The sequence below is a fragment of the Metapseudomonas boanensis genome (assembly GCF_042232855.1).
In the GTDB taxonomy this organism is placed as follows: Bacteria; Pseudomonadota; Gammaproteobacteria; order Pseudomonadales; family Pseudomonadaceae; genus Metapseudomonas; species Metapseudomonas boanensis.
The window spans coordinates 1,310,475-1,322,309 of record NZ_CP113889.1; the positions used below are offsets into that span (position 1 = coordinate 1,310,475).

The following is an 11,835-nucleotide window of genomic DNA, read 5'->3' on the forward strand; positions in this document are numbered from 1 at the left end:
GAATCAATCCAGCGCCCGTGCAAGCTGGATCAACTCCGTGCGCCATTCGGCAGCGACCGGCAGGGCAAGGAAGGACGGGTTGAGGAAATCCTCACGGGCCTCATAGGTCAACGCGGTGCCGGCCAGATCAAGCACCTCGCCCCCCGCCCCTTCGAGCACCCCCTGTGCGGCGGCAGTATCCCACTGTGAGGTCGGTGCCAGACGCGGGTAACAGTCGGCGGTGCCTTCGGCCAGCAGGCAGAATTTCAACGAGCTGCCGATGTTCGCCAGCGCCAGATCACCAAACAGTTCGCCCAACCCATTCAGCAAACGCTCCTGCGCGGGGCTGGAATGGCGACGACTGGCAACCACCGTAAAGGCCTCGTCCGGCGCAATGCGAACGCTGATTTCATGCGCCTGCTCCGCCGGCTCGACGCGCCAGGCGCCCAGGCCAGCACCGCCGTAATAGCAGCGCCCGCCTACCGGCATGCCGACCACGCCGAACACCACGCGTCCCTGCTCGATCAGCGCTACGTTCACAGTGAACTCGTCAGTACCGGCAATGAACTCCTTGGTGCCATCCAGCGGGTCCACCAGCCACCAGCGATGCCAGCCCTTGCGCTCGGCCAGCGGAATGTCCGCCGCCTCCTCGGAGAGCACCGGGATACCGGGGTCAAGTGCCCGCAAGCCGGTATCCAGTATCAGGTGCGCGGCCAGGTCAGCTGCGGTCACAGGCGAGGCATCGACCTTTTCGGTCACGGTCAGCTCGCTGCGCCAATAAGGCAGGATGGCTTCACCGGCCTGGCGTACCAGATCGATGACGGCAGGTAGGAGTGGGTGGTTCATGGTTTGAACTCTCCGCGCTGGCTGAGGATATCGCGGGTCAGATAGAGCGCCGCCAGGGCACGGCCTTCGCTGAACTGCTGGTGCTGGGCGAGGCTAGACAGCTCGCGCAGACTAATGCGATCGACCCGCAACGGTTCGGGCTCATCGCCCGGCAAGCTTTCCTCATAGAGGTCGCGGGCCAACACCACTTGGATCCTCTGGCTCATGTAGCCTGGCGACAGCGACAGCTCGGTCAGGTGCTCCAGTTGGCGCGCACCGAATCCGGCTTCTTCCTTGAGCTCGCGATTGGCAGCCTCCAGCACGTCCTCACCGGGCTCGATCAGCCCCTTGGGCAACGAGAGCTGGTAGTCATCGGTGCCGGCACAGTACTCCTCCACCAGCAATACATGCTCGGCATCCGCCAGGGCCACCACCATCACGGCGCCATAGCCGGTGCCCTGCCCCACCAGACGTTCGTAGGTACGCTCGACGCCATTGGCGAAGCGCAACTGCAGCTCCTCGACGCGGAACAGGCGGCTGCTGGCGACGATTTCGCGGGCGAGCACCGTGGGCTTCTGACGCATAACGAACTCCTTGGCATGACCGGCGGGTTATCATACCCCGCCTTTGGCCATTGTCCCCGCCAGAGATTGCCTGGTGGCGACGGCCAACCCTGCAATTGCGACAGCCCCCACTCAGCGGCCCTTTATCTCCTATGCCCCAACTGCCCTGGACTGAAATCGACACCGTGCTGCTCGACATGGACGGCACTCTGCTTGACCTGCACTTCGACAACCACTTCTGGATGGAATACTTGCCGCAGCGCTACGCCGAGCACCACGGCATCAGCCGCGAACTAGCCGACGCCGAGTTGCTGCCGCTGTTCCGCGACAACGCCGGCCAGCTCAACTGGTACTGCACGGACTTCTGGAGCCGAGAGCTTGCCCTGCCGATCCGCGACCTCAAGCGCGAAGTGGCTCATCTGATCGCCCTGCGCCCGGGCTCTGATCTCTTCCTTGCTGCCCTGCGCCGCGCCGGCAAGCGCGTGGCGCTGATTACCAACGCCCATCGCGATTCGCTGTCACTGAAGATGGAGCGGGTGCAACTCGCGCCTTGGTTCGACCGGCTGATCAGCTCCCACGACTATGGCTTCCCCAAGGAGGACCAGCAGTTCTGGGACGCCCTGCAGCAAGACTTCGGCTTCGTCCCGGCGCGCAGCCTATTCATCGACGACAGCCTGCCGATCCTGCGCAGCGCCCGGCAGTACGGCATTGGCCACCTGCTGGCCGTGCGCGAACCGGACAGCCGCAAGGGGCCGAAAAACACCGAGGAGTTCGCTGCGGTGGACAGCTACCACACGCTGGTCGAGGGGCTGTAGCGAGACTGCCCCGCCCGTGCTGCGCAGCCTCGGCCCTATTCGGGAATGCGCAGCACTTGCCCTGGGTAGATCTTGTCGGGATGCGCGAGCATCGGCTTGTTGGCCTCGAAGATCTTCATATAGGCGTTGGCGTTGCCGTACTCAGCCTTGGCGATGGCGCTCAAGGTATCGCCCTTTTTCACCGTCACGAAGCGCGCAGGAACGGTAGCCGGTGCATTGACGGTGATGTGGTCCTCGACCTCACCGACGCCTTCAACGTTGCCCAGCGCCAGAAGAATCTTCTCCTTCTCTTCCTGAGTGGCGACTTCCCCGCGTACCACCACCTTTTCGCCTTCTACCGATACCTGGATCGCCGGGTTGCCCAGACCCACCTTGGCCACATGCTCCTTCAGCGAATCGGCGGCTTGCACTTCCTGCCCGACCAGTGATTCCCACAACTTGACTCCTGCTTCTTTGACAAAGGTGAAGATGCTCATGACGGCTCCTCTCGTTCCTCAGGGGAAACAGGCGCAGGTGCGCCCGGGAGGTGCAAGTCTAGACGGCCGTTCCAGACTCTCTGGAGGACCTGCCCAACGGTGATGGCTAGAATGCTCAGGCACCCAAGGAGGCGGCATGGACATCAAGCAACTGAAGTTCCTCATCGCACTGGAGGAAACCCGCCACTTCGGCCAGGCCGCCGCGCGCTGCCACGTCACCCAGCCGACGCTGTCGATGCGACTGCGCAGCCTGGAGGAAGAGCTGGGTCTGGAGCTGGTGATCCGGGGCCAACGCTTCGAAGGCTTCACCGATGCGGGCCAGCGTGTACTGGCCTGGGCTCGCACCCTACTCGCTGCCCACGATGGTCTCTACGCCGAAGCCGCCGCCTGCCGCGGCCAGTTGGTCGGCACCTTGCGCCTGGGCGTAGTGCCGCTGGCCGGCTTCGACCCAATGCGCCTGGTGAACGCCTTTGCAAAGCAGCACCCGAGCCTGCGCTTCCAGCTGTTCTCCCTCAGCTCCGAGCAGGTGCTCGAGGGCCTGGCGCGCAACCAGCTGGACCTTGGCCTGTCCTACCTCGACCGCCTCGACCGCGAGCATTTCGAGAGCCTGGAACTGGCGCAAACGCGCATGGGCCTGCTGTACGACCGGCGGCATTTCACCTTCGACGATGCACCATTGGCCTGGGAAAGCCTGGTCGACCTGCCGCTGGGCCTGCTATCGGGCGGCATGCACTTCCGCCAGTCCATCGATCACGGCTTTCGCAGCCGTGGCCTGTCGCCCCAGCCAAGGCTGGAGACCGACGCCGTCCATCAACTGCTGCAAGCCGTCAGTGCCGGCCTGTGCTGCGCCATCATGCCGCTCGACAGTGGCCTCGACGACTTCACCGAACACCTGGCCCTGACGCCCATTGCGGACGCTCGCACCCTGGCGCCGTTGGGCCTGATCCTGCGCCGTGGGGCGCCACGCTCGGCGCTGGCGGATGCGTGTTTTGGGGAGGCGAAGGCGCTATTGGATCGGCCCCGTACCCAGCCGCTGTAGGAGCCAGCTTGCTGGCGAACCGCCCCGAGCCCCCCCCTCCCAGTTCGCGAGCAAGAACTCGGCGGCCCCCCGCTCCTACTGCGTGGTCATGACAGGTTTCTCCACGAACGATAGACGCTATCGATCACCACATCGGAACCAACGATTAGACGCCCATGCCAGACAGGCCTAGGATGGCTAGGTCAATTCGTCGCAGGGGCACCCGCCATGCCACGCCCAGGCGCCAAACGCCATCTTTCCGCCGTTTCCACCCCCTCTCCGCCAGTGGGCTATGCCTATGCCGAACTGGACCAGCCAGCCTGCGTCAAGGATGCGGTGTTGGCGGAGGAGTGCGCCCTGGCCATCGCCTATAACGGCATCAGTCATGCCGTGATGATGGTTTCCCCCAGCGCACTCGAAGACTTCATCGCCGGCTTCAGCCTGAGCAGCGGCATCATCCAGTCCATCGACGAGATCTATGACATCCAGATCCACGGTGAAGGGACGGCACTGCGGGCCGATGTGCAGATCAGCAACCGCGCCTTTTGGTCGCTCAAGGAGCAGCGCCGCCAACTGGCAGGCACCACGGGCTGCGGCCTGTGCGGAGTAGAAGCCCTGGAGCAGGCACTGCCCAACCTGCAATCTCTGGTTCCGGCGCCACTGCCTCCGGCCGAGCACCTGCACGAACTGCGTCCCCGCATTGCCGCCGCGCAGAACCTGGCTCGCCACAGCGGTGCCCTGCATGCCGCGCTCTTCGTCGATGCGGCGGGCGAACTCCGCCTTTGCCGGGAAGACATCGGCCGGCACAACGCCCTGGACAAGCTGATCGGCGCCCTGCTGCGCGAAGGCATCGAGCCTCGTGAAGGCTTTGCCGTGGTCACCAGCCGCTGCAGCCTGGAACTTATCCACAAAGCGGTGCGCGCCGGCCTGGCCACCCTGGTCAGCCTCTCGGCGCCCACCACCCTCACCGTGCAGTGGGCCCGCCAGCATCACCTAAACCTCATCCACCTGCCCCACCACAGCGCACCCCGGGTCTACAGCCCTGCGCCGCCACCACAAGCCACGATCGAATGAGCCTTCAACCCGCACGACCCCGCTACAAGCCTTACACGGGTGCAGCGGCCGGATGGGGCGCGCTGCGCAGCGTGACCCGCTTCTGGCTGGACAGCAAACAACCGTTCAAGAACCTCCGCGCCCTGCTCAAGACCAACCAGAACGGCGGTTTCGACTGCCCCGGCTGCGCCTGGGGCGACTCCCCCGAAGACGGCCGGATCAAGTTCTGCGAAAACGGCGCCAAGGCGGTCAATTGGGAAGCCACCAAGCGCGGTGTCGGTGCAACTTTCTTCGCCCGCTACAGCGTCAGCGAGCTGCGCCGGCAAAGCGATTACTGGCTCGAATACCAGGGCCGCCTGACCCAGCCGATGCGTTACGACGGCCAGACTGACCACTATGTGCCGGTCAGCTGGGACGAAGCTTTCGCCCTGATCGCACGCCACCTGCACAACCTGGAGACCCCCAACCAAGCCGAGTTCTACACCTCCGGTCGCGCCAGCAACGAGGCTGCCTTCCTCTATCAGCTCTTCGTCCGCGCGTTCGGCACCAACAACTTCCCGGACTGCTCGAATATGTGCCACGAGGCCAGCGGCGTCGCCCTGGGCCAAAGCGTGGGCGTCGGCAAGGGCAGCGTCACCTTCGCCGACTTCGAGCATGCCGATGCCATCTTCGTCTTCGGCCAGAACCCCGGCACCAACCATCCACGGATGCTGGAGCCACTGCGTGAGGCCGTGAAGCGCGGTGCCCAGGTCGTCTGCTTCAACCCGCTCAAGGAGCGGGGGCTGGAACGTTTCCAGCACCCGCAGCACGCGTTCGAAATGCTCAGCAACGGTTCAAGACCGCTCAATACCGCCTTTTTCCGCCCAGCCCTGGGTGGCGACATGGCGGCCCTGCGCGGCATGGCCAAGTTCCTGCTGCAATGGGAGCGCGAGGCCCAGTCCAAGGGTGAGGCGGCGGTGTTCGACCACGCCTTCATCGCCGAGCACACGGAGGGCGTCGACGCCTACCTGGCGCAAGTGGACGCCACACCCTGGGCGCAGATCGAGCAGCAATCCGGGCTGCGTCTGGACGAGATCGAATACGCCGCGCGCCTCTACCGCGACGCAAACCGCGTGATCATCTGCTGGGCCATGGGCTTGACCCAGCATCACCACTCGGTGCCGACCATCCAGGAAATCGTCAATCTGCAACTGCTGCGCGGCAATGTCGGTCGCCCGGGCGCGGGGCTGTGTCCGGTCCGTGGCCATAGCAATGTGCAGGGCGACCGCACCATGGGCATCAACGACCGGCCCCCAGCCGCCCTGCTGGATGCGCTGGAGCAGCGCTTCAAGTTCAGGGTGCCGCGTGAGCATGGCCACAACACCGTGGAAGCCATCAACGCAATGCTCGAAGGCCGCTCCAAGGTCTTCATCGGCCTTGGCGGCAACTTCGCCCAGGCCACCCCGGACAGCCCACGCACCCACGCCGCGCTGCAGCACTGCGCGCTGACCGTGCAGATCAGCACCAAGCTCAACCGCAGTCACCTGACCACCGGGACCGACGCGCTGATTCTGCCGTGCCTGGGCCGCACCGATATCGACCGCCAGGCGGAAGGCCCGCAAGCGGTGACGGTGGAAGACTCCTTTAGCATGATCCATGCGTCCTATGGCCAACTCGAACCGCTTTCCACCGAAATGCGCTCGGAGCCTGCCATCATCGCGGGCATCGCCAAGGCCACCCTGGGCAACCACCCAGTGGACTGGGATGCGCTGATCGTCCACTACGACCGAATTCGCGAGCTGATCGCCGATACCATTCCGGGCTTCCACGAGTTCAATCGCCGTGTGCAGCACCCGGGCGGTTTCCACCTGGGAAACTCGGCCGGTGATCGGCGCTGGAGCACCGCCAGCGGGCGCGCCAACTTCGCGCCCCATCCGCTGCCCGAAACCCTGCTGCATGAGAAGGTCCGCGAGACCGGCGAACAGCCAGACCTGATCCTGCAGACGCTGCGCTCCCACGATCAGTACAACACCACCATCTACAGCCTGGATGACCGCTACCGCGGCGTTCGAGGGCAGCGCGAGGTCGTCTTCGCCAACGCCGAAGACATCGGTCGCCTGGGTTATGAGCCGGGGCAGAAGGTGGACATGGTGTCGTTGTGGGCCGATGGCGTGGAGCGCCGGGTGTCAGGCTTCACCTTGCTGGCGTACGACATTCCACCGGGCCAGGCGGCTGCCTATTACCCGGAGACGAACCCGCTGGTACCGCTGGACAGTTTTGGTGAGGGCAGCTTCACGCCGACTTCCAAATTCGTCGCCATCCGCCTGGAGCCGGCAAGGGATACAGGCCGCATTCTCTGACGGGACGACCGTCAGAGAAACTTCCCCTGCATTCATTCGCCAAGGGGTGGCCGGCAGTCCTGGGTGTCCATCCGAAAGCGCCACGGCCTGCTTGATAAATGAATTCTCTTTCGGAATCCCCCTATATCTTCTGAGCCATCGAAGGAGGGGATTAGATCGAACTAATCAAATAAGTTCAGAACAACACTTTACTCAAATGAAACAAATTGAAACGCCAACTCAATGTGTATATAAAGTGCAAACACGCCACACACTTTTCAAGGCACTTTGCCAGCACCAGGAAGCCTGAAAGCACAAGGAAAACGGGAGGTTAACGACCTATGACCGCGCTAGGCAGAAAAAGTTCTGCCGCAATACAACCCACTTAAAAATATATAAAAAATTGGTGTTTTTCGTCGGCCTCCACTTGCGTAAGTTAATTCCCACAGTAAATATCGCCTCACCAAAACCAATGAGGCGACCCTCACCATGAAGTACACCTCGATCCTTCTTCTGTCTCTTGGCCTTGCCAGCGGCAGCGTCTTCGCAGGCGGCAATACCGAAGCCGGTGTTGGCGGCGCGCTAGGCGGGGTCCTGGGTTCTGTGGTCGGTAATGCCGTAGGCGGCAGCACCGGCGCAGCCATCGGCGCCGGCGTAGGTGGTGCCGCAGGCGGTGCAGTAGCCGCCCCGCGCCGCAACCGTACTGAAGCCGCCATTGGCGGCGGCCTGGGCGCGGCCGGCGGCCAAGTCGTCGGCCGCTCCATGGGCGGCACCACGGGCGGCCTGATCGGCGCGGCCCTCGGTGGCGGCGCCGGTGGTGCACTGGGCAATGAATACGGCGACAGGAATCGCTATGACGATGACGACTGGGACGACGATGGTCATCGCCACTACCGCCGTGCCTACCGCGACCATCCGGGCCGAGGCCATGCCTGGGGCCATCGCAAGCACAAGCACAAGCATCGCCACTGGGACGATTGATCAACGCGACCGACCGAAAAAGCCCGCATCCAGCGGGCTTTTTCTGCAGGCTGAGGCCTAGTCGAGCGACGGCCGGCCCCCTGCCGATTCCATAATCCGACCTGCGTCATGGATGCCCCGGAAACGCCGAGGGACCATGGACTTCCCCTTCAAAATGGAGACTTAGCAAGATGCGCAAAGCAGTAACCGCCCTCGCCCTCAGCCTGCTGGCAACCCAAGTCGTCGTGGCCGGCGAGACCACCAACAATGCTATCGGTGGTGGTCTCGGCGGTGCCCTGGGCAACGTCGTCGGCAACGCCATCGGCGGTGGCACCGGCGCAGCCATCGGTGCAGGCCTCGGCGGCGCCGCTGGCGGTGCCATGACCGCGAGGAGCGGTCGCAAAACCGAAGCAGCGATTGGTGGTGGCCTGGGCGCTGCAGGTGGCTCGGTGGTCGGCCGCTCCCTCGGCGGCTCCACCGGCTCCGCCATCGGTGCGGGCCTTGGCGGGGCAGCGGGCGGCGCTATCGCCACCGAACTGAGCAAGGGCGGCAGCCACCGCAAGCATCGTCACGACTGATCGATGCGCACACAAAAAAGCCCGGCATTAGCCGGGCTTTTTCATTGCAGCGCAGTTCTCAGCCGATCTGACTGGCCTGGTGCTGGGCCAGCGTATCGCCATTGGCTTCGCAGGCCGCCGCGGTGAACAGGACATCAGTCGAGGAGTTCAGCGCTGTTTCGGCGGCATCTTGCAGGACGCCGATGATGAAGCCCACGGCCACGACCTGCATGGCCACCTCGCTGGGGATGCCGAACAGGCTGCAAGCCAGCGGGATCAACAGCAACGAACCACCGGCCACGCCGGAAGCGCCGCAGGCACAGATGGAGGCCACGATGCTCAACAAGATGGCGGTGGGGATGTCGACCGCAATACCGAGGGTCTTCACCGCCGCCAGGGTCAGCACTGTGATGGTGATGGCGGCACCGGCCATGTTGATGGTCGCACCCAGCGGGATGGACACTGAATAGGTGTCTTCATGCAGGCCAAGCTTTTCGCACAGCTGCAGGTTGACTGGGATGTTGGCCGCCGAACTACGGGTGAAGAACGCCGTGATACCGCTTTCGCGCAGACAGGTCAGCACCAGCGGATAAGGGTTGCGGCGAATCTTCCAGAATACGATCAACGGGTTCACCACGAAGGCAACGAACAGCATGCAGCCGATCAGCACGACCAGCAGGTGCAGATAACCGAGCAATGCATCGAGGCCGCTCTCGGCCAGGGTGCTGGCCACCAGGCCGAAGATACCGAGGGGCGCAAAGCTGATCACCACTTTGACGATCAGTGAAACGCCATGAGACAGGTCGCTGAAGACGTTGCGAGTAGTCTCGCTGCCATGGCGAATGGCGATGCCCAGGCCAATGGCCCAAGCCAGGATGCCGATGAAGTTAGCTTCCATCAGGGCCTTGACCGGGTTGGCTACTACGCTGGAGAGCAGCGTCAGCAGGACCTCGGAAATGCCCGCTGGTGGTGCGACGCCAGTGGCGGCGGTATCCAGCGCCAAGGTGGAGGGGAACAAACTGCTGGCCAGCACAGAGACCACCGCCGCAGAGAAAGTGCCGATCAGGTAAAGCATCAGGATCGGCCGGATATGGGTGCGCTCGCCCTGTTTGTGGTTGGCGATAGCCGAGGTCACGAGGATGAACACCAGCACCGGCGCCACAGCCTTCAGGGCTGAGACAAAGAGGTTGCCGAGAAGGCTGACGGACCTGGCCGCCTCCGGCGAGAACAGCGCCAGCAAGATGCCAGCCACGAGGCCAATGATGATCCGAGTCACCAGGCTGGTGCATTTCAGGCGTTGCAGGATGGAGCCTTTTTCATGGGTCATGGCAGATACCGCTGAACAAGGGGTCGCGTCATGGAGGCGACCAAATGGGGTCATTGAATCCTGATAGCGCCTCTCGCTCGCTGCCGTAGATCAAACGAAAAGAGAAACCCGCGCCGCAGGGTGGATCACCCTGCAGTCTTGGGGGCGTTTCAGGTTTGGCGCGCATTGTGCGGGCTTGCGCCAAGGAAGGGTAGAGCGAGAGGACTATCGGTCCCACGGATGTCGCCATTTCGGCCGTTTCGGGTCGAACTGGTGAAACTTATCCACAAGAGCGACGGGAGCAAAAAGGGCAACTGTAGGAAACAAGCAGAACCTTGTCTCAGCCAGTAACCAGCAACTCCGTCAACGCCGCCCGCAATGGCTCGGGGATCGCCACCGGCCGGTTGCTGTCACGGTCCACGAAGACGTGGACGAAGCGTCCGGCGGCGCATGCCTCGCCCTCTCCCTGCTTGAAGATCGCCAGTTCGTACTGCACCGAGCTGTTGCCCAGCTTGCCCACCCGCAGGCCGACCTCGATGCGGTCGGGGAAGGCGATGGAAGAGAAGTAGTCGCAGGATGAACTGACCACGAAGCCCACTACCCCGCCCTCATGGATGTCCAGGCCGCCGCGCTCGATCAGGTAGGTATTCACGGCGCTGTCGAAGAAGCCGTAGTAGACCACGTTGTTCACATGGCCGTAGAGGTCGTTGTCGTGCCAGCGGGTGGTAATGGGCTGGAAATATCGATAATCGGCGCGCAGGTGCTGGGGTTGAGTCATCTCTGTTCCTTCTCGTAGCCCGTTAATAGGCCGCCTGGTAGATCGACAGCGCCTGGTGCTCGCTGACCTCGCGGGGATTATTCACCAACAGCCGTTGCTGCTGCATGGCCTCGTGAGCCAGTTGCGCCAGGCTGTGTTCCGGCACGCCAGCATCCCGCAGGCGCGTCGGCAGGCCGCTGCGCTCGCTGAACTCGGCCAGCTCGACGATCAGCTGCTCAGCGAGGCAGGCTGCATTGCCGGGACGAAGCCGGCGGCCCAGCACCAGCGGTGCCAGCTCGGCATAGAGTGGTGCAGCCACCTCGGCGTTGAAGCCCAGCACGTGGGGCAGCACCAGCGCATTCGACAGCTCATGCGGAATGTGGAAGCGCCCGCCCAGCGGATAAGCCAGCGCATGCACGGCCGCCACTGGGGCGTTGGCGAAAGCCTGGCCAGCCAGGCAGGCGCCCAACAACATGGCCTGGCGTGCCGCCCGGTTGCCGCCGTTGCGTACCGCCTCGTCCAGATTGGCCGCCAGCAAGCGCAACGCCTCGCGGGCCAGCAGGTCCGATAGCGGATTTTTCTTCAGCTTGCTGGTGTAGGCCTCGATGGCATGGACCATCGCATCGATGCCGGTGGCCGCCGTGACCGCAGGCGGCAGGCCGAGGGTAAGGTCGGCATCAAGTACTGCCAGGTCTGGCAGCAGCAGGGGCGAGACGACACCGAGCTTGGTGGTTCCGCTTGTGGTGACGATGGCGATCGGCGTCACCTCCGAGCCCGTGCCCGCGGTGGTGGGCACCTGGATCAACGGCAGGCGTTTACCCTTCGCATTACCGACGCCGTAGAGGTCCGCCAGGGCCTGGCTACAGTCCGGATGGGCCAGCACGGCCACCAGCTTGGCAACGTCCATCGAACTGCCGCCACCGAACCCCACCACCAACTCAGCACCCAGCGCCCTGGCCAGTTCCACGGCGTGCATGACCACCGCCTCGGGCGGATCAGCCTGGACTTGGTCGAATACCGCCACCGAGACATTGGCCGCAACGAAGCCCGGGAGGATGTCGTCAAGCATGCCGAGATGAGTGATGCCGGGGTCAGTGACGATCAACACCCGCGAGCCGCTGCGCTCGCGACTCAAGTCGGCCAGACGCAGGGCCGAGCCGGACTCACAAAGCAACTGGGCGGTGGTGGCGAAGCTGAAGGGCTGCATG

Annotated in this window: 12 protein-coding genes; 6 read left to right on the forward strand and 6 right to left on the reverse strand. The window is 63.8% G+C overall.

Annotation, left to right across the window (positions count from 1 at the left end; genetic code table 11):
* Window positions 1-3: 3 nt before the first annotated feature.
* Both cysQ and nudE read right to left on the reverse strand, forming a co-directional pair.
* A complete protein-coding gene (gene cysQ, locus OXH74_RS06015) occupies window positions 4-825 on the reverse strand; it encodes a 3'(2'),5'-bisphosphate nucleotidase CysQ (RefSeq protein WP_375740474.1) in 822 nt (273 codons plus the stop codon).
* Window positions 822-1,388, reverse strand: coding sequence for an ADP compounds hydrolase NudE (gene nudE, locus OXH74_RS06020; RefSeq protein WP_215371653.1), 567 nt, complete (start codon window positions 1,386-1,388; stop codon window positions 822-824). Before nudE ends, cysQ begins: the two co-directional genes overlap by 4 nt.
* Window positions 1,389-1,519: 131 nt before the next feature.
* On the opposite strand from nudE, the gene yrfG reads away from it, so the two are divergent.
* Window positions 1,520-2,182: a GMP/IMP nucleotidase gene (gene yrfG, locus OXH74_RS06025; RefSeq protein ID WP_375740475.1), complete on the forward strand. Its 663-nt coding sequence runs from the start codon at window positions 1,520-1,522 to the stop codon at window positions 2,180-2,182.
* Window positions 2,183-2,217: 35 nt separating this feature from the next.
* Here yrfG and lysM read toward each other — a convergent pair whose 3' ends face one another.
* The gene (gene lysM, locus OXH74_RS06030; protein ID WP_375740476.1) at window positions 2,218-2,658 is read right to left on the reverse strand and encodes a peptidoglycan-binding protein LysM; all 441 of its coding nucleotides are present in this window, start codon (window positions 2,656-2,658) and stop codon (window positions 2,218-2,220) included.
* A 136-nt stretch (window positions 2,659-2,794) separates the two neighbouring features.
* On the opposite strand from lysM, the gene OXH74_RS06035 reads away from it, so the two are divergent.
* The 5 genes from OXH74_RS06035 (at window position 2,795) to OXH74_RS06055 (ending at window position 8,585) form a co-directional block, all read left to right on the forward strand.
* A complete protein-coding gene (locus OXH74_RS06035) occupies window positions 2,795-3,697 on the forward strand; it encodes a LysR family transcriptional regulator (RefSeq protein ID WP_375740477.1) in 903 nt (300 codons plus the stop codon).
* A 207-nt stretch (window positions 3,698-3,904) separates the two neighbouring features.
* Complete coding sequence (fdhD, locus tag OXH74_RS06040) at window positions 3,905-4,750, forward strand: formate dehydrogenase accessory sulfurtransferase FdhD (protein ID WP_375740478.1); 846 nt, start codon at window positions 3,905-3,907, stop codon at window positions 4,748-4,750.
* Entirely contained in the window at window positions 4,747-7,068 is a 2,322-nt protein-coding gene (locus tag OXH74_RS06045) for an FdhF/YdeP family oxidoreductase (protein ID WP_375740479.1), read from the forward strand. The genes fdhD and OXH74_RS06045 overlap by 4 nt, the downstream gene beginning before the upstream one ends.
* 468 nt (window positions 7,069-7,536) lie before the next feature.
* Entirely contained in the window at window positions 7,537-8,028 is a 492-nt protein-coding gene (locus OXH74_RS06050) for a hypothetical protein (protein WP_375740480.1), read from the forward strand.
* Between the two features lie 170 nt (window positions 8,029-8,198).
* The gene (locus tag OXH74_RS06055; protein ID WP_375740481.1) at window positions 8,199-8,585 is read left to right on the forward strand and encodes a hypothetical protein; all 387 of its coding nucleotides are present in this window, start codon (window positions 8,199-8,201) and stop codon (window positions 8,583-8,585) included.
* Window positions 8,586-8,643: 58 nt separating this feature from the next.
* Here the strand turns inward: OXH74_RS06055 and sstT are convergent, their stop codons facing one another.
* The 3 genes from sstT to OXH74_RS06070 form a co-directional block, all read right to left on the reverse strand.
* A complete protein-coding gene (gene sstT, locus OXH74_RS06060; RefSeq protein ID WP_375740482.1) occupies window positions 8,644-9,891 on the reverse strand; it encodes a serine/threonine transporter SstT in 1,248 nt (415 codons plus the stop codon).
* A gap of 319 nt (window positions 9,892-10,210) precedes the next feature.
* Window positions 10,211-10,648, reverse strand: a complete 438-nt coding sequence (locus OXH74_RS06065) for an acyl-CoA thioesterase (protein ID WP_375740483.1) — start codon at window positions 10,646-10,648, stop codon at window positions 10,211-10,213.
* 22 nt (window positions 10,649-10,670) lie between these two features.
* Window positions 10,671-11,834: an iron-containing alcohol dehydrogenase gene (locus tag OXH74_RS06070; protein WP_375740484.1), complete on the reverse strand. Its 1,164-nt coding sequence runs from the start codon at window positions 11,832-11,834 to the stop codon at window positions 10,671-10,673.
* Between the last annotated feature and the right edge of the window lies 1 nt (window position 11,835).